Source organism: Nocardia colli (assembly GCF_008704205.1).
GTDB classification, from domain to species: domain Bacteria; phylum Actinomycetota; class Actinomycetes; order Mycobacteriales; family Mycobacteriaceae; genus Nocardia; species Nocardia colli.
In genome coordinates, this window is the sequence record NZ_VXLC01000027.1 from 80,842 (window position 1) to 100,500 (window position 19,659).

At 70.1% G+C, this 19,659-nt stretch carries 6 protein-coding genes; all 6 read left to right on the forward strand.

Going from position 1 to position 19,659, the window contains the following annotated elements:
* The first annotated feature begins 8 nt into the window (after positions 1-8).
* Genes F3087_RS38015 through F3087_RS38040 form a run of 6 tightly spaced genes read left to right on the forward strand, consistent with a single transcriptional unit; the run spans position 9 to position 19,657 of the window.
* Positions 9-3,311: a type I polyketide synthase gene (locus F3087_RS38015; protein WP_150406989.1), complete on the forward strand. Its 3,303-nt coding sequence runs from the start codon at positions 9-11 to the stop codon at positions 3,309-3,311.
* A complete protein-coding gene (locus F3087_RS38020) occupies positions 3,295-8,301 on the forward strand; it encodes a non-ribosomal peptide synthetase (protein ID WP_191094342.1) in 5,007 nt (1,668 codons plus the stop codon). The genes F3087_RS38015 and F3087_RS38020 overlap by 17 nt, the downstream gene beginning before the upstream one ends.
* Positions 8,298-11,276, forward strand: a complete 2,979-nt coding sequence (locus F3087_RS38025) for a type I polyketide synthase (RefSeq protein ID WP_150406991.1) — start codon at positions 8,298-8,300, stop codon at positions 11,274-11,276. The genes F3087_RS38020 and F3087_RS38025 overlap by 4 nt, the downstream gene beginning before the upstream one ends.
* Complete coding sequence (locus F3087_RS38030) at positions 11,269-16,944, forward strand: non-ribosomal peptide synthetase (RefSeq protein WP_150406992.1); 5,676 nt, start codon at positions 11,269-11,271, stop codon at positions 16,942-16,944. The genes F3087_RS38025 and F3087_RS38030 overlap by 8 nt, the downstream gene beginning before the upstream one ends.
* A complete protein-coding gene (locus tag F3087_RS38035) occupies positions 16,941-18,701 on the forward strand; it encodes a fatty acyl-AMP ligase (protein WP_150406993.1) in 1,761 nt (586 codons plus the stop codon). The genes F3087_RS38030 and F3087_RS38035 overlap by 4 nt, the downstream gene beginning before the upstream one ends.
* Positions 18,698-19,657 (forward strand): hypothetical protein, encoded by a 960-nt coding sequence (locus F3087_RS38040; protein ID WP_150406994.1) that lies wholly within the window; start codon positions 18,698-18,700, stop codon positions 19,655-19,657. The genes F3087_RS38035 and F3087_RS38040 overlap by 4 nt, the downstream gene beginning before the upstream one ends.
* Positions 19,658-19,659 lie beyond the last annotated feature (2 nt).

Below are 19,659 nucleotides of genomic sequence, written 5' to 3' on the forward strand. Positions count from 1 at the left end.
AGTGCTAGATGTCTGCAGAAATGGCCCGTCGGACGGCCGACGAGATCAGTTTGTTTCTCACCGAAACGCTCGGAGATTTATTGGACATTGCCACGGATGATGTCGCACTGAGTGAGCCTTTCTCGAGTTTCGGGCTCACCTCGGCGGTGGCGCTGGTATTCGTCGGCAAGATTTCCACCTGGATGGGAAAACCACTTCCGCCGGATCTTCCCTGGGAGTATCCGACCGTGCACGCGCTGGCCGAGGGGCTGGCCGCCGCACAGGACCGCCTCGAACCGGCGTCGCCGGACACCGCGGATCGGGAGCCCGAAGTCGGGGGGCGCCCGGCTCGGTCCGGCGCCGCACAGGAACCGGTGGCGATCATCGGCATCGGCTGCTCGTTCCCCGGCCTGCGCGGACCCGAGCAGCTGTGGGAAACCCTGTGGCACGGCCGGGAATTGGTCGGGCAGGCGCCCGACGCCCGGCACGACTGGCCGTCGACCGGCGCCGCGCGCGGCGATGAGCGGCGCCGATCCTGGTTCGGCTCGTTCCTCGACGACCCGTATGCCTTCGACGCCAACTACTTCGGCATCGGTGACGCCGAGGCCGCGGCGATGGATCCGCAGCATCGGCTGCTCGCGGAGACCGTCGCGGACGCCTTCGAGGACGCGGGGGTGCCGGTGGAGCGGCTGGCCGGCACCTCGACCGGCACCTTCGTCGGCATCACCGCGGGTGACTATTCGCGCGGTATGGGCGAATCCGCGGCGGCCGGGATGCCGATCGCGGCCGTCACCGGCAATGCCAGCAGCATTGCGGCAAACCGGCTTTCGTACCTCTACGACCTGCGTGGCCCAAGCGTCAGCGTGGATACCGCCTGCTCGTCGTCGCTGGTCGCGCTGCACATGGCGCTGCGCAGCCTGCACGACGGGGACTGCGATGTCGCCGTGGTCGGCGGCGTGAACATGACCCTCGACCCGCGGGTCACCGAGTCGCTGGCCGGCGCGGGCATGATGGCCGCCGACGGTCGATGCAAGACCTTCGACGATCGCGCCGACGGCTACGTGCGGGGCGAGGGCAGCGCCGCGGTCGTGCTGAAGCCGCTGGCGCAGGCCGAACAGGACGGCGACCGCGTGTACGCCGTGCTGCTCGGTTCGGCGATAAACCAGGACGGTCGTACCAATGGACTGACCGCGCCCAGTTATCAGTCGCAGGTCGACGTGCTGCGTCGCGCCTACCGGCGCGCCGGGGTGAACCCGGGCGACGTGCAGTACATCGAGGCGCACGGCACGGGGACCATCCTCGGCGACGCCATCGAGGCACGCGCGCTCGGCACCGTGTTCGCCGATAACCGCGACGAGAAGTTCCTGGTCGGTTCGGCCAAGACTGTGGTCGGTCACCTCGAGGCCGCCGCGGGCATCACCGGACTGGTGAAGACCGCGCTCGCCCTGCACCACGGACAGGTGCCCGCCAACCTGAACTTCGAATCGCCCAGCAAGCACATCGCTTTCGACGATCTGCCGTTCAATGTGCCTGCCGAGAACCAGGTGTGGCCGCAGCGCCGTGGCCGCGCCCTCGCGGGCGTCAGTTCGTTCGGGTTCGGCGGCACCAACGCACACGCCGTCCTCACCGGCGTATCGACGGAGACGGCCCACACTCCGGCCGCGGTCGAAAAGCCGTATCTGGTCAGCATTTCCGGCCGCAGCGAGCAGTCCACGCTCGACCTGGTCGACCACTGGATCGACATGCTCCGCGACGGCACGGCCCCGCCGATCGCCGAACTCGCGCAGACCTCGACCGCGCGCCGGGCCCAGCACCCGTTCCGGGTCGCCGTCGCCGCACGCGGCCACGACGACCTGGCAGAGCAGCTCACCTCGATCTCCGGCGGTTCGCTGCCGCTGGGCGCCGCCGCCGGTCGGGTGCCGCGCAGTGGTCCCGGCAAGGTGGCGTTCGTCTTCACCGGGCAGGGCAACCAGTGGGTCGGCATGGGACGCAAGCTGATTCGTCATCAGCCGGTGTTCCGCGATGCCTTGCTCGCGGTCGACCGCGAGTTGCGCATCGAACTCGGCTGGTCCACCTTCGCCGTCCTCGACCGCGGTCGCGACGAGGAGGCCCTCGCCGACACCGGCACCGCACAGCCGGTGCTGTTCGCCTTGCAGGTCGCGCTGGCAGCACTGTGGCGGTCGTGGGGGATCACCCCGTCCGCCGTGGTCGGGCACAGCGTCGGCGAGGTCGCCGCCGCGCACGTCTGCGGCGCTATCGACCTGCGCACCGCCGCGCAGATCATCGCGGCCCGGGCCAAGGCGACCGCACGCCTGCGCGACAACGGCTGCATGGCCGTGGTCAACCGGCCCGCGACCGAACTCGAACTCCCGCCGCGGGTGCACCTGGCCGGCACCAACGGCCCGAAGTGGACGTTGATCTCGGGCAGCACCGGCGCGGTCGACGGCTATCTGGCCCGGCTCGACGGCGAGCAGATCATGACCCGCCGCCTGCCCGGCCGCTATGCCTTCCACTCGCCGCTGATGCTCGACTGCCTGCCCGAGTTCGCGGCGGACATGCCCTGCATCCAGCCTCGTGAGGGCAGCATCCCGTTTTTCTCCACCGTCACCGGCGCGCGGATCGACGGCGCGCACCTGAACGGCCTCTACTGGACCGATCAGGTGGTGCGCCCGGTGCAGTTCGCCGAGGCGGTGGGCGCGATGATCGACGCCAATATCGGCACCTTCATCGAGCTCGGCCCGCACCCGGCGCTGAACGGAATGCTGAAAAGCCTGCTCCGCCATCACGATCGGGCGGGGGTCGCGGTGCCGTCGCTGGTTCGCGACGTCGATGACCTCTCGGTGATGCTGGCTGCCCTCGGCGAGCTGCATGTCCGCGGGCACGAGGTGCGCTGGGCCGGGGTAGACGCGGCGACGCGGCCGCTGGCCCGGTTGCCGCTGTATCCGTTCGACCGCAAGTCGTACCGGATCGTCGGCGGCGTGCCGAGCGTCGAGGCCGCCCCGGTATCGCGGGCGTCGACCGATCTGTTCACCGCCGACGCCGACTATGTCGCGCCGCGCACTGAATACGAGCAGGTCGTGGCCGAGATGTGGGCCGAGCTGCTCGGGCTCGAGCAGGTCGGCGTCTTCGAGAACTTCTTCCGCATCGGCGGGCACTCCCTGGCCGCCACCCAGTTCGTCCGCAGGCTCCGCGAACTCTTCGAGATCGAGTTCGCCCTCCGGCGCATGTTGCAGGAGCCGACCGTCGCCCAGGTGGCGGCCGCGCTGGAGGAGCTCATGGTCGAGCAAGCCGATGCAGCCCTTTTGGAGAACGATCATGAACTCACCGGCTAGCAGCCTGGCCCTGGCGCGCCTGCGGGAGCGCCGCGCCGCAGGCATCTCCACCACCACCGTCCCGCTGCGCGAGGGCGCGGGTCCGTTCCCGGCGACGCCGGCGCAGCGCGGCATCTGGCTGCACGAGCAGCTCGCCGGGCACGCCGCGATCTACCATGTGCCGCTGGGCATTCGGATCAACGGCCCGCTCGAGGTGGCGGCGCTGCACACGGCCGCCGACGCGGTGACCCAGCAGCAGCACGCCTTTCGCACGGTTTTCAAGGAGACCCCGGAGGGCTTGCGGGCCGAGGTCGTCGAGGTCGCGGGCGCGGACTGGCAGACGCCGGATCTGCGGCTGGTGCCCGCGAAGGCGCGGGAGTCGGCGGTCGATCAGCTGCTGCACACCCTCGCGTCCGAGCCGTTCGATCTGGCGGACCGGCCGCCGGTGCGGTGGGCGCTGATCCGGCTCGCCGAGCAGGAGTGGATCCTCGCGGTCGTCGCGCATCACCTTGTGCTGGACGGTTTGTCGATCGCGCTGCTGATCGATCAGCTCTGGGCGGCGTACGGCGCTGTGGTACGCGGCGAGGAGATCATCCTGCACGTGCCGCCGCGGCAGTACGCCGACTACGCGGTGTGGAGCGCCGAACACGGCACGCCCGCAACCCGAGCGGCCGCGGTGGAGAAGCGGGCCGCGTTGCTGCGCGGCGCACCGGCACTGGATCTGTCCATCGGCCGCCGCCCGCGCCGGGTGGGCAACAGCGGTGCCCGCGTGGAGAATTCGTTCCCGCCCGCGGTGGCCGACGCGGTGCGTTCCGCGGCGGCGGCCAACGGCATTCCGCCGTTCGTCTTCCTGTTGGCCTGCTACGAACTGACTTTGGCGCAGCGCACGGGCCAGCGCGACTTCTGCGTCGGCATCCCGATGGCCGCCCGCCCGTATGCCGAGCTCGCGAAAACCATCGGGCACTTCGTCAATACGGTCCCGGTCCGCGCCGACCTCACCGGCGGACAGACCTTCCTCGACCTGCTGCACCGCACCCGCGACACCGCGCTGGCCGCCTACGACGACGAGACCGTCCCGTTCGAGCGGGTCGTCGAGGCGATCGGCGGGCCGTGGGATCCGGCCTTCAGCCCGGTGTTCCAGACGTTGTTCGTGCAGCAGATGCTGGAGCGACCCGATCTGAGCGCGTGGGGCCTGACGGTCGAGTGGCAGACCATCGACACCGGCGCGACGCTCTACGACCTGGTCATGCATGTCGCCGAGACCGGTTCCGAGCTGGTCTGTCACCTGACCTATAACTCGAAGCTGCTCGACGCGACCGCCGCCGCCGACCTGGCGCAGGACTTCTTCACTCTCGCGGCCGCCGCCGCGGCCGCGCCGACCACGCCGGTGGACGCGCTGCTCGCCGCGCTGCCCGTGCGTGAGTACGCGGTGACCGACGGAGCGGCCGAACCGGATTCGGCCGAGACAGCCTTCGAGGCCCCGATCGGCGAGCGGGAGGTCCGCCTCGCGGCCCTCTGGTCGCAGGCTTTGGAGCGCACCGAAATCGGCCGCCACGACGACTTCTTCCTGCTCGGCGGCACCTCCCTGGCCGCGACCCGGGTGATCTCGCAGATCCTCGACGAGTTCGGCGTCAGCATCTCGCTGCGCGAACTGTTCGAGAGCCCGACCATCGTGACGGCCGCGCGCTTGATCGAAGCCGCTTCCGCGGAACAGGATTCGCTGCCACCGCTACAGGCCGTGCCGCGTACGGATGGCGCACTGCTGCCGGTCTCCTATGCCCAGGAACGCCTCTGGTTCCTGGAGACCCTCGATCCCGGCAACGCCACCTACATCATGCCCGGCGGCCTGCGGCTGCGCGGCGACCTCGACGTCGCCGCGGTAGAGAACGCCCTGGCCCTGGTCGAACAGCGGCACGAGGTGCTGCGCAGCGTCTACCGGACCACCGAGGACGGGCAGCTGCGTCAGGTGATCCGCCCGTATTCGCCACGGCCACTGGAGATCACCGACTTCAGCGATCTGGCGCCCGAGCAGCGCGGCACCGCCGAGGCCGAACTCGCGGCGAGCGTCTACCGCGCGCCGTTCGACCTGGCCGAGGGGCCGGTCTGGCGATACCACCTCATCAAATCGAGCCCGGGGGAGTATCTGCTCGCCATCGCGCTGCACCACATCGTGTGCGACGGCTGGTCGATTGCCGTACTGAGCCAAGAGGTTTCGGCGCACTACCAGGCGCAGCTGGCCGGCGTCGAGACGCCGTTGCCGCCGCTGGCGGTGCAGTACGCGGATTACGCGGGCTGGCAGCGCGGCAACGCGGACCGGCTCGACGGTCAGCTGGAGTTCTGGCGGACCGAGCTGGCCGACCCGACGGTCACCGAAATCCCCGGCGACCGGCCACGTCCCGCGCGCCGCACCTCCCGCGGCGCGGTCGAGCGGCTCAGCCTCGACCCGCAGGTGATGGCCGAGGTGCGCGCGCTCGCCGCGCGCAGCGGCGTCACCACCTTCGCGGTGCTGCTCGCCGCGTTCTACACCCTGCTGAATCGCTATACCCGCCAACCGGATCTGATCGTCGCCTCGCCGATCGCCGGGCGTACCCGCTCGGCCGTCGAGCCGCTGGTCGGCTGCTTCCTGAACACCCTCGCCCTGCGCACCGAGGTCGACCCCGAGGAGACGTTCACCGCGCTGGTCGCCCGCGTCGGCAAGACGGTCCTCTCGGCGCACGCCAACCAGGATCTGCCGTTCGAGAAGGTCATCGAGGCGATGGTGCCGACCCGGGACATGAGCCGAACCCCGTTGGCCCAGATCATGTTCAACTACTTGAACACGCCCCCACCGTCGCTCGGCATGCCCGGCCTCGACGTCGAACTGGTGGACGCGCCGCGGACGACGGCGAAGCTGGACTTCGACCTCACCGTCGACGAGACCGACGGCCCGACCAAGCTGGTCCTGGAATACAGCGCCGACCTCTACGACGCTCCGACTGCCGTTCGGACCCTGCGGCATTACGCGACCGCGCTCGCGAGCATCGTCGCGAACCCGGAACAGCTCGTCGGCGCGGTCGGCCTGGAAACCGCGGATCAGGCTGTCGCCGAGGCGGTGTGGACGCTGCCCGGTTCGCCGATGGTGCCCGAGCCGGAGCCGGACGAGCGGCTGATCGATCGGCTCGACGCCGTGATCGACCTGCGCGGCAGCGCACCGGCGCTGCGCGTGGACGACCGCACGACCAGCTTCGCCGAACTCGACGCGATCACGGCCGTCATCGCCAAGGAACTCATCGGCGCCGGACTCGACGGCAGCCGCGTCGCGCTGCTCTACGACCACACGCCGGAGAGCTTCGTCGCGGTCTGGGCGGCCCTGCGCGCGGGTGTGGCGTATGTGCCACTCGATCCGCGGGCCCCGCAGGCCCGGCTGATCGAAATCCTCGAAGAGGCCGACGTTTCCGCGCTGCTGTGCGATCCGGCGCTGGCCGAACTGGCCCGCTCGGTGGCCGGCGGGGCGCACGTCTTCACCGTGTCCGGCCGCACCGATCAGCCGGACCCGGCATTGAACACGGTGCCGACCAACGACCTGTCGACCTGGGCGAAATCGCATATCAGCGCTGACGATTTCGCTTACGTCCTGCACACGTCCGGTTCGACCGGTCGGCCGAAAGGCGTGGCGCAGAGCCGCGGCAACGCCTTGGCGCACGCCGTCACCTACGCGCGGCGACTGCGCATCGGACCCGACGACGTCGTGGCCGCGCCCGCCCGCTACACCTTCGACGCGGGCGTGCTGAACTCGTTCGGCGCGGCGGTGGCCGGAGCTGAGCTGTACGTGATCGACCCGCACCTGTTCGCTCCCGCGGGTCTGCGCGAGGAGATCGAACGCGCCGGAATCACCGTGCTGCATTGCACTCCAACGCTTTTCCGCTACCTGCTCAGCGACACCGACGGACCGTGGGTGCCGCACGCACTGCGCCTGGTCGCGCTCGGCGGCGAGGAAGTGGTCCGCGGCGACGTCGTCGACTTCGGCAAGCACTTCGCCCCGACCTGCCGCCTGGTGAGCCTGTACGGCCCGTCCGAATGCTCGGTCGCCTTGCAGCACATCGTCACTCCGGAAGACGCGGACCGGGCCGGAGTGCCGATCGGCCACCCGGTCGAGGGCGTCGAGGTCGACCTGGTCGACGGAAGCGGCCGTCCCACCGAGGTTTACGGCGAGATCGCGCTGCGCAGCCAGTACGTCGCGCTCGGCTACTGGCATCGGCCGGAACTCACCGGCAAGGTGTTCGGCACCGGCCGCGACGGCGTCCCGTACTACCGCACCGGTGACCTGGCCCGGCGGCTGCCCGACGGCCGCCTGGTCTTCGTCGGCCGCAAGGACCGTCAGGTCAAGATTCGCGGCCACCGCGTGGAACCCGGTGAGGCCGAGACGTTCCTGCGGTCGCACCCGACGGTCGCCGAGGCCGCCGTGGTCCTCGACGCCGAGGCCGACGTGCCCCGCCTGGTCGCCTACCTGACCCAGGACGGCCCACTGGAACCCGACTACCTGGAGCTCTCGGCGTACCTGCGTACTCGGTTGCCGGACTATATGATTCCGTCGGCCTACATGGTGCTGGACTCCTTGCCGCGCGGCCTCACCGGCAAGCTCGACCGGGCCAAGCTGCCGAAGATCGCCCCGGCCGCGCCGCCGGTGTACACCCCGCCGGGCACCGAGCTCGAACGGATCGTCGCCGAGGTCTGGGCCGAGGTGCTCGACCGCGAAATCGGTCTCGGACAGAACTTCTTCGACCTCGGCGGCCACTCGCTCGCGCTGGCCCGGGTCCGCGGCCTGCTCGAGCGCCGGCTCGGCGTCACCTTGGCGATGACCGACCTGTTCGCCGCGCCGACCGTGGACGGGCTGGCCAAGTCGCTGGCCGGCCGCACCGCCCCGCAGGAGGACGCGGACCGCGGCCAGGACCGCCGCGCGGCCGCCGCCCGCCGCCGCGCGCACCGCCAAGCGACCGAGACCCTGCCCGACAGCGTTGGGAGCCAGCGATGACCCAGGACGACACCGAGTTCCGCGTGGCCGTGATCGGCATGGCCTGCCGCTTCCCCGACGCGGACACGGTCGCCGATTACTGGCGCAACCTGTGCGAGGGGCGCGAGTCGGTGCGCCCGCTCGCGCCGGAGTCCATGCCCGCCGACCCGCCCGCCGGGTATGTGCACGCGGGCGCGCTGCTCGCGGACGCGGACAAGTTCGACGCGGAGTTCTTCGAAATGCCGCCGCGCGAAGTGCAACTCACCGACCCGCAGCATCGCCTGTTCACGCTGTGCGCGTACGAGGCACTGGAGGACGCCGGTCACATCGCGGCCGAAAACCCCACGCCGGTCGGTGTTTTCGCGGGCGCGGGCATCAGCACCTACCTGCTGCGGAACCTGGTCGGGCACGCGAGCCTGTTCCAGACGCCCAGCTCGCAGTTGCATGCTCTGCACGGCAACGCCTCCGACTACCTGGCTACCAGAATCTCGTACAAGCTGAACCTGACCGGGCCGAGCGTCGCGGTGCAGACCGCGTGCTCCACCTCGCTGGTCGCCGTGCACCAGGCCGCGCAGGCACTGCTCGACTTCCAGTGCGATGTCGCGCTGGCCGGCGGTGCCAGCGTGCAGGTGCCGCAGGAGGCCGGATACATCTACGAGGAAGGCTCGATCCTCTCCCCGGACGGGCACTGCCGGGCGTTCGACGCCGACGCCGGCGGCACCGTATTCGGTTCGGGTGTCGGGGTTGTCGTGCTCAAGCGGCTCGCCGACGCGATCGCCGACCGCGACCACATCCATGCGGTGATCCTCGGTTCCGCGGTGAACAACGACGGCGGCAACAAGATCGGCTTCACCGCTCCCGGTATCGCGGGGCAGCGGGCGGTCATCCGGGAAGCGTTGTCGGCGGCCGGAATCGGCGCCGAGACGATCGGTTACGTCGAAGCGCACGGCACCGGAACGAAACTCGGTGATCCGATCGAGGTCGCGGCGTTGAGCGCGGCCTACCGCGAGCACACCGAGGTGGCTCAGTACTGTGCGCTCGGCTCGGTGAAATCCAATGTCGGCCATCTGAACTCCGCGGGTGGTGTTGCGGGATTCATCAAGGCGGTGCTGGCGGTGCGCGAAGGGCGCATCCCGGCGAGCCTGAACTACACCCGGCCGAACCCCGAAATCGATTTCGCCGCAACGCCGTTCTTCGTCAACACCGAACTGCGGACCTGGTCCGGCGAGGTGCGCCGGGCAGCGGTGAGCGCCTTCGGCATCGGCGGGACCAACGCCCACGTGATCGTCGAACAGCCGCCGGCCCAGGTTGCCGCCGCTGTACAGCCCGGCCCGCGCGCGCTGCTGATTTCCGGCCGCACCGCACCGGACGCGGATCGCGCGGCTGCCCGGCTCGCCGAGCACCTGGGCAGCACCGACGCGGAACTCGCCGCCGTGGCACACACTTTGGCGCACGGCCGCCGACGTTTCCCGCACCGCCGCATGGTCGTAGCCAGCACTGCGCAGGAGGCCGTGGCTGCCCTGCGCAAGCCGACGGCGGGTGAGGCCGCACCCGCTCCCACGCTCGCCTGGCTGTTCCCCGGCCAGGGCGTCGCGCTCGGTGCCGCGGTCCTCGAACTCGCCCAGACGGTCCGCCCGTTCGGTGACCGCTACCGCGCCTGCGCCGACCTCCTGCGCGAACGCAGCGGATTCGACCTGGACGCCGCGGTACGCAACGCCGAAGGCACCGAACAGACCCAGGCCGCCCTGTTCGCCGTCGAATACGCGTTGGCCGGCATGTGGCGCGAATTCGGCGCCGAACCCACGGAACTGCTCGGCCACAGCCTCGGCGAACTGGTCTGCGCCACGATCGCGGGCGTCTTCGACCTCGGCGACGCGCTGGAACTGGTGGTCGAACGCGGCCGCATCATGGCCGCGGCTCCACCTGGCGGCATGCTCGCCATCTCCAAAGGGGCCGACATCATCGCCGAGCGCCTGCCGGAGGATGTCTGGCTCGCCGCCGACAACTCGGCCAGCCGCTGCGTCGTCGCCGGCGCTCCGGCGGCGCTGTTCCGCCTGGCCGGTGAGCTGTCCGAGGAAGGCGTGCCCAGCTCGCTGCTGCCCGTCGGGCATGCGTTCCACACCCCGCTGATGGACGAGGCCGCGGCACGCTTCGCCGAACTCGTCCGCGGCCTGCCCCGGCAGGCCCCGCAGGTCCCGTTCTGGTCGAACGTGACCGGCGCGCCGATCACCGCCGAGCAGGCGGTCGATCCCGCCTACTGGTCGCGGCAGATGACCAGCACCGTGCGTTTCCGGGAGGCCGCGCTCGGCCTGGTCGGCCGGAACCCGGGGATCGTCGCGCTGGAGGTCGGCCCGGGCAAGTCCCTGGTCTCGTTCCTGCGCACCGCCGATCGCGCCTCGGCCACGGTCGGTACATTGGGCGTCGGGCTCGGGGCGGGCGCACCGGAAAACGCGATCGTGGACGCGGCCGGACGGCTCTGGTTGTCCGGTGTCGCGGTCGACTTCGACGCGATCTACGGCGGCGAGGCACCGGCGACGGTCAGCCTTCCGACGTATCCCTTTGCGCTGAAACGCTATTGGGTCGACGCACCGGAGGCCGCACCGATGCCGCCGCGGCGCCTCGAAACCGTCCAGCCCGCCGCACCGGCGGCGCCGGTCGAAAGCGATGCCGACGAGGACGATTTCGTCGTCGCGGTGCGCAACCAGGTCGTCGCGGTGTGGTGCGCGGCGCTCGGCGTCGAGGAGGTCGGCACCGACGCCAACTTCTTCGAGCTGGGCGGCGATTCGCTGCTCGCCGTGCACGTGGCCACGCAGCTGCGGTCCATCTTCCCGTTGGACCTAGCCCTCGGCGAGCTGTTCGCCGGTCCGACGGCCGCGGGGATGGCCGACACCATCGCCGCGCATCTGATGCAGCGGTTGGACGAACTGTCCGACAGCGAGGTCGAGCTGCTGCTCAACCAGCCGGGGGCGGCCGAAGAACGGAGCAACAATGCCTGAACTCGTCGATACCGGCGCATCGCGCCGCGCGTTGCTGCGGCGCTGGGCCGCCGGTGGCACCCCGCGGGCCGGTATCCCGCGCCGCACCGATCCGACTGCGGCCGCGCCGCTTTCGGCCGCGCAGCAGCGAATCTGGTTCCTGGAGCAGCTGTTCCCGGACCGGGCGACCTACACCATGCCGCTGGCGCTGCGCCTGCGCGGCCACCTCGACATCGCGGCCCTGCAAGGCGCGCTGTCGTTCGTGGTCGCCCGGCACGAGTCGCTGCGTACCAGCATCGAAGTGCGCGAAGGTGTTCCGGTGCAGGTGGTCGGGCCGGTGACGCCGCTGCCTATGACCATGGTTTCGCCGTCACAGTTGGATCCGCAGCGCCCGCTGGCGGACGCCACCGCGCAGGTCGAGCAGTTCAGCCGGACCGTGTTCGACCTGTCCGGTCAGCTGGTCGAGGTGCTGCTGGTGCGGCTGAGCGAGGACGATTCGATCTTCGCGGTCGCCATGCACCACATCATCTCCGACGGCTGGTCGCTCGGGGTGTTCGCCACCGAATTGATGTCCGCCTACGCCGATCTCACGGCCGGCAAGCACCTGCCCGAACTGCCGGCATTGCCGTTGCAGTACCCCGACTACGCGACCTGGTTGCAGGATCTCGCGCAGCAGGACAAGTTCGGCGCGGACCTCGACTACTGGCGCGGCGTGCTCGGCGACGAGCCGCCGCTGGTCACCTTCCACCCCGATCGCCCGCGCGCGCTGGAGCCGGAAAACCGTGGTGCGCGAGTGCTGTTCACGATTCCCGCGCCGGTGCTGTCCGGTCTGCGGCAGCTGGCCGACGAGGTCAGGGTGAACGACCGCCCCGCAACATTGTTCATTGCGTTGATGGCGGGATTCAAAGCGCTGCTTCGCTATTACACCGGCGCGGAGGACATCACCGTCGGCACGCCGATCGCGGGCCGGACCAGGCCCGAGATCGAGCCGCTGATCGGGTTCTTCGTGAACGCGCTCGCGCTGCGCACGGACCTGTCCGGTGCGCCGACCTTCCGTGAGCTGCTCGCCCGGGAACAGCGCGTCGTCTTCGACGCGTTCGACCACCAGGAAGCGCCGTTCGACCTCGTCGTCGAGCACGTGCGCCCCGATCGCGAACTGAGCCACTCACCGCTGTTCCGCACCGCCGTGGTGCTCCAGAACACCGCGCTGCCCGAACTCGCCATCCCCGGCCTGAGCGCCGAATACGTCGAAGTACATTCGGGCACGACCAAATTCGACGTGCTGGTCACGCTGCGACAGGTCGGCGCGGAACTCGTCGGCGCGTTCGAATACGACGTCGACCTGTACGACGAGCCGACCGTCGCGGCCATCGCACGGCACTTCGTCGCCCTGCTCACCGCGGTCGTCGCCGACCCGGACACCGCGCTGCCGGAACTCGACTTCCTCGAGCCGGACGAGCGCGCACGCGCGGTCGCCGCGGCACTGCCCACCGAAACGTCCGCCGAACCCGCCCTGACGCTGCACGAACTCTTCGCCGCGCAGGCCATCCAGACACCCGACGCGGTCGCGCTCACGTTCGGCGACAGCGCCCGCACCTACGCCGGACTCGCGGCCGCCGCCGACGAGCTGGCCCAGCGCCTGCGCGCCCGCGGCGTCGGCCGGGGTTCGTTCGTCGGCATCCACCTCGAGCGTTCCGCCGACGTGGTCGTCGCGATTCTCGCGGTGCTGCGGGCCGGCGCCGCCTACGTTCCGCTCGACCCGATGTACCCGGCGGACCGCATCGAATTCATGATCGCCGACTCGGGCGCGCGCCTGGTGATCAGCCACAGCTCGCTGGTCTCGGCGTCGGAATCGGGTCCGGAGCTGCTGCTCATCGACGAACCCGTCGCCGAGACGTTGCCCGACCTCCCGCTGGAGAAGGCCGCGCCGCACGACCCCTGCTACGTCATCTACACCTCGGGCTCCACCGGCGTCCCGAAGGGCGTGGTCATCGAGCACGCCAACGTGATTCGCCTGTTCTCGACGACCCGCCGCTGGTACGACTTCGGCGCGCAGGACGTGTGGACGATGTTCCACTCCTACTCCTTCGACTTCGCCGTCTGGGAGATGTGGGGCGCGCTGCTCTACGGCGGCCGCCTCGTCGTGGTCCCCGGCTCGGTCAGCCGCTCCACCGCCGAGTTCGCGGAACTGCTTGCCCGCGAACAGGTCACGGTGCTGAACCAGACCCCGTCGGCGTTCACCCAGCTGCTGCGCGCGCTGGACAACGGCGCCGAACTCGCGGTGCGCTGGATCGTCTTCGGCGGCGAGGCGCTCGACTTGTCCACGCTCACACCGTGGTTCGACCGTTTCGGCGACGCCGCGCGCCTGGTGAACATGTACGGCATCACCGAAACGACCGTGCACGTCACCTATCGCGAACTCACCCGCGCCGATGTGGTGTCGGCGGCGGGCAGCCTTATCGGTGTCCCGCTGCCCGATCTCGGCGTGCTCATCGTAGATCCGGCGGGCCGCCCGGTGCCCGACGGGGTGGCGGGGGAGATGCTGGTCTCCGGTCCCGGTGTCGGGCGCGGCTATCTGAATCGCGACGAGCTCACCGCCGAACGCTTCGTGGACAGCCCGGTCCTCGACGGTCGCCGGGTCTACCGGACCGGCGACCTCGCCCGCCGCCGCGCCGACGGCGATCTCGAATACCTCGGCCGGATCGACCAGCAGGTCAAGGTGCGCGGCTTCCGCATCGAACTCGGCGAGATCGAGGCCGCGATCACCGCGCACCCCGGCGTCGACCAGTCGGTCGTGCTGGCCCGCAAGGACACCGGCGGAAGCCTCTCCCTGGTCGCCTATTTCACGCCCGGCGACGCGTCCGCGAACGCCGCCGACGCGGAGCAGGACCAGGTCGCCAACTGGCAGATCGTGTTCAACAGTACCTATCGCCAAGGCCACGAGGGCGACGCCGATTTCGACATCTCCGGCTGGAACGACTCCTACACCAACGCCGCCATCCCCGAGGAGCACATGCGGGAATGGGTCGAGGCGACCGTCGCCGCAGTGCGCACGCTGGCCCCCTGGGGGACGATATCCGGCGGAGCCGGTGGGGTGGGTAAGTGCGGGCGTGTTCTCGAAATCGGTTGCGGTACCGGCCTCTTGCTGTCCCGGCTGGCTTCGCAGTGCGCGGTGTACGACGCCACGGACGTCTCCGCATCGGCCATCGAGAACGTGCGCACGAAGATCATCGACGGCAATCCGGACCTCCAGCACGTCCGGCTCGACCAGTGCGCCGCCGACCAGCTGCCCTACGACGTCGCCGGACCGTACGACGTCATTCTGATCAACTCGGTGGTGCAGTACTTCCCGAGCGCGGATTACCTGACCCGGGTGCTGGATTCGGTGGTCGGCCTGCTCGCCCCCGAGGGCGTGCTGTTCGTCGGCGACGTTCGCGATCTCACCCTGAGCGAGTCGTTCCACGCGACCGTCGAGGCGACCAACGCGCCGTCCGCCGGCGCCGCCGAACTCGCGCCGGCCGTGCGCGCCGCGCTCGATCGGGACGCCGAATTGGTGATCTCGCCAAGGTATTTCGAGGAGTTCGTCGCCGCGCAGCCCACGCTGACCGGGTCCAGGATCCTGCTCAAGCGCGGCGAGTACCTCAACGAGATGTCCCGATTCCGCTATGACGCCGTGCTGTTCGCGGGTCAGCGTGGACTGCCGGTGCGGCCGAAGCTGCTCGACGCGACGACCACACCGCAGTCGCTGGCCGAACTGCTCGAGCGGGATCGTCCGGCGGCGGTGCTGATCGCCGACGTGCTCGACGCCCGGGTGGCCGGTCCGCTCGCGGTGGTCGCCGAGCTGCAGCGTGGCCGGGCGAGTGCCGCTCAGATCCGCGCCGCCCTCGCCGACTCCGGCGGCGTCAGCCCGGAAGACTATCTCGCCCTTGCCGATCGAGTGCCATATCGGATCGAGGCGCTGCGCCGCCCCGGCGGCCGTTACGACGTCGTGGTGACCGGGTGGGACGTCGCGTTGCCGTCCATCCCGGTGGCGCGCGACGCCGAATGGCCGGACGACCTGGTCATCTCGGATCCGTTGCGGGTCAAGGGCCGTGACGACCTGGTCGTCGATGTGCGTGCCCACCTGGCGCGGCGACTACCGCAGCACATGGTCCCCGCCGCCGTCCTCGTGCTGGACGAATTCCCGTTGACCACCAACGGAAAACTGGATCGCCGCGCCCTGCCCGCGCCGGTCCTGCGCCGCAACACCTTGGAGTACGAGCCGCCGCGCACCCCACTCGAACAGCGCGTCGCCGGCGTCTTCGCGCACGTGCTCGGCATTCCGCGGGTCGGCCGCGAGGACAACTTCTTCGACCTCGGCGGCCATTCGCTGCTGGCCGCTCAGCTGATCCTGCGGCTGAAACAGACCTTCGGCGAGGACATTCCGCTCGGCTCGCTGTTCGCCCGGCCCACCGTGGCCGGCGTGGTGGCGCTGCTGGCCGGGGAGGCCGCCACGGAGGAGGCGATCGATCTCGAGGCCGAGGTTGCTGCCGCGATCGAATCCTGGCCTGCCGCACCGTGGACCGTGACCCCGCCGAGCACCGGCGAGGTGCTGCTCACCGGCGCTACCGGCTTCGTCGGCGCGTTCCTGCTGCACGAACTGCTGGCGCGCACCGACTCCCGCGTGCACTGCCTGGTGCGGGCGGACAGCCGGGAAGAGGGGCTCGCGCGCCTGGCCGCCACCTTCGACAGCTATGAGCTGCCCCGCGATTCGTTCGACCGGGTCGTGCCCGTCCTCGGCGACCTGGCCGCACCGCGACTCGGCTTGTCCGAGAAGCAGTTCCTGCTGCTGGGCCGCACGATCGACGCGATCTACCACAACGGCGCGCAGGTGAACTTCGCGCTGCCGTACCGGGTGCTGGAGGCGGCTAACGTCCAGGGCACCCAGGAGCTGATCACGCTGGCCCGAACCAGCGGCGCGCCACTGCATTTCGTGTCCTCGCTGTACGTGCTCGGCCCCGGCGACGCGGTCGACGGACGGGTCACCGAACCCCTTGCCGCGCAGGATCCTTCGCAGCTGTCCCTCGGCTACCTGCGCAGCAAGTGGGTGGCCGAGCGCCTGGTCACCGAGGCGGGCGAACGCGGCCTGCCGGTGAGTGTGTTCCGGCTCGGTCGCATCGGCGGCGACAGCCGCACCGGCGCCTGCCAGACCAGCGACTTCTTCTGGCTGCTGGTCAAGGCCAGCCAGGAGGTCGGGCTCGCGCCCGAGGTGGACTTCGCGGTGGACCTCGCGCCTGCCGACTTCACCGGCGCGGCCATGGTCGAGCTGGCCCGCGACCCGCGGCCGGGCACGCACATCTACCACCTGCGCAACCCGCAGCCGTGCGCTTTCACCGACGCCGTCGGCTGGCTGCGGGAGAGTGGCCATCCGGTAGACCTGGTGGCCCTGGACCGGTGGCGCGACGCGATCGCCGCGCACGCCGCGAGCGCGGGACCGGGTTCGGCCTCGTTCAGCGTGCTGAGCCTGCTGAGCGCCAACGACGGCCTCACCCCGCTCATCCAGTTCGACGTGGACCAAGCCGTCACCGCGCTGGACGAGATCGGCGTGGGTTGCCCGCCGGTTTCCCGGGACCTGTTCATCCGCTACCTGGATTACTTCCGCAAGGTCGGCTTCTTCGCCGCGCCGTCACCACAGGAGGTCGGAGTATGACCACAACACTGCTCACCGGGGGCGCGCTCGAGTACGACACGTTGGTGCGTGCGCTGACCAACCAGGCCGCGCAACGGCCCGACAAGGTCGCCTACAGCTTTCTCAGCTACCCGGACTCGACCTCCAAGCACGGCGAGACCGAGTCGCTGACCTACGCCGAGATCGACCGTGCGGCAAGGGCATACGCGGCCACGCTGCTCCAGGTCGCGCATCCCGGCGACCGGGCCGTGCTGCTCCTGCCGCCGGGCCTGGAGTACGTGAAGGCGTTCTTCGGTTGCCTCTACGCCGGGATCATCGCGGTGCCGCTGTACCCGCCGAGCGCGCACAACTCCAACGGTCGCATCGACGCGGTCTGCGTCGACTCCGATCCCGCCTGCATTGTCACCACCGACAGCTCGCTCGCCAATGTCACCGCCTGGCTGGACAATTCGCCGACCGACACGACCCGGCTCATCGTGACCACCGGCGAGGTCGACGAGAAGCTCGCCATCGACTGGGAACCCGTCCTGGTGGACCGCGAGCAGATCGCGTTGTTGCAGTACACCTCCGGCTCCACCCGCACCCCCGCCGGCGTGATGGTGCCGCATCGTGGCTTGCTGGACAATGCCCGGCAGGTCTACGAAATGATGTACCACGTCGGCATTTCCGCCGAGGACGAGGTCGGCTTCGTCAGCTGGCTGCCGCTGTTCCACGACATGGGCCTGATGGTCGGCGTGATCATGCCGATCATCAGCGGCCACGGCGTGGTGCAGATGTCGCCGACGTCGTTCCTGCGCCGGCCCGAACGCTGGCTCCAGGCGATCAGCGACAACCCCGCGCAGATCTTCGCCGCGTCACCGAACGTCGGCTACGAGCTCTGCGCCGAACGCATCGGCCCGAAGGAACTCGAAGGCATCGACCTGAGCCGATGGCGCTACGCCCTGTCCGGCGCGGAACCGGTGCGGGTCAGCACGATCGAGAAGTTCCACGCGGCCTTCGCCGAGCACGGCCTGGCCCGGTCGAGCCTGATCGCCGGGTACGGGCTGGCCGAGTCGACGCTGATCGTGTCGGTGAACTGGCGCACGCTGTCCGGGGTGCAGACCCTCACGGTGGACCGCGACGCGCTCGCCGCCGGTCGGGTGGTCGTGGCGAAGAACGGCGCGGACATCGTCAGCGGGGGCGCGGCGGCGCCGGGCACCACCATCCAGATCGTCGATCCGGAGACCAGGCTGGCCCTGCCAGAGGACCGGCTCGGTGAGATCTGGGTGTCCGGCCCGGCCGTCTGCACCGGCTACTACAACCGCCCCGAGGAGACGGAATACACCTTCCGCGGCGAACTCTCGCCGCGTGACGGCAAGTACTACCTGCGCACCGGCGACATCGGCTTCCTGCACGACGGCGAGGTCTATCCGACCACCCGGCTCAAGGACCTGATCATCATCGACGGCCGCAACTATTACCCGCCGGACCTCGAAGACGCCGCCGAGCAGTCGCATTCGCTGGTGCTGCCCGGCCGGTGCTCGGCCTTCTCCGTCGAGGTCGGCGTGCAGGAGAAGATCGTGGTGCTGATCGAGGCCCGCATCCCCTCGGGCGACGAGACGATCGCCCAGGAACTGCGGAACGCGGTGCGCCAAGCCATCTTCAGCATCCACGACGTCGGTGTGCACGAGGTGGTGCTGCTCGGCCCCGGCGCGATTCCGCGCACCTCCAGCGGCAAGATCCAGCGCTCGGCCTCGCGCACCGCCTACCTCGACGGCACGCTGCGGGGCACGAAATGACCACGGCCCTCGCGACCCACGGCGACAAGCTGACCTGCTTCACCGCGGCGTTGGCGAGCGCGCTGGTGGCCCGTGGTGAAACCCGGTGGTGGCGGCCGCTACTCGCGGGCGGGCCGACCCTGTCCGTCAGCCCCGCCGAGGACGACCTGCTGCTGTTCGAGCACGACGCGACCCCGCCGCTGCCCGCCCTTGGCCTGCGGGTGAACGGCGACGACGACTGGGCCACCGCCTACCACGCCCTGGAAGAGCAAGTGGCGGAACACGGTTCGGTGGTGCTGCTCGCCGACATCTTCCACCTGCCCTGGCAGCACGGACATCAGCGCTGGCATGCCCCGCACTGGCTGGCCGTCGTGGAGACCATCGAGGGCTGGGTGATCGAGGACCCGCTGACCATGACCACCGAGCTGGGAAAGCAGACCGGGCAACGGATTCCGGTGCTCTCCGCCGCCGAGCTGCGCGAGTGGTCGGTCGGTCTCGGCCCGGACAACACGGTCGCGCTGCTGCGCGAACGCGCGATGGCCGGCTCGGCCGCGATCCACACCGGTAAGACCTTCCGGTGGCTCGAATCCCATCCGGTCGCGCCTCTCTCACCCCGAGCGGACCGCCTGGTGGGTGCCGACGCGCTCATCGCGCTGGCCAGCCGCTATCAGTTCGCCTCGACGCCGGACGATTTCACCCAGCTCGACGATCTGTGGCAGGCGCTGCGGCAACGCGAGTTGCTGCTGTGGGCGTCCGACCTCGACGCCGACCTGCTGGACGCGGCCGGACGTGATCACTGGGAGCGCGCGGTCACCCAGTGGCGCAAGCTGCCGCCGCTGCTGATGCACGCCAGGATGCGGGCCGCCGCGGGCGGCACCGTGCAGACCGCGCACATCGCCGAGACCCTGCTGTCGCTCGCCGAATTCGAGGGCAAGCACTTGGCTTTCGCGCACCACCCTCGCACGGAGCGGGAGTAGCC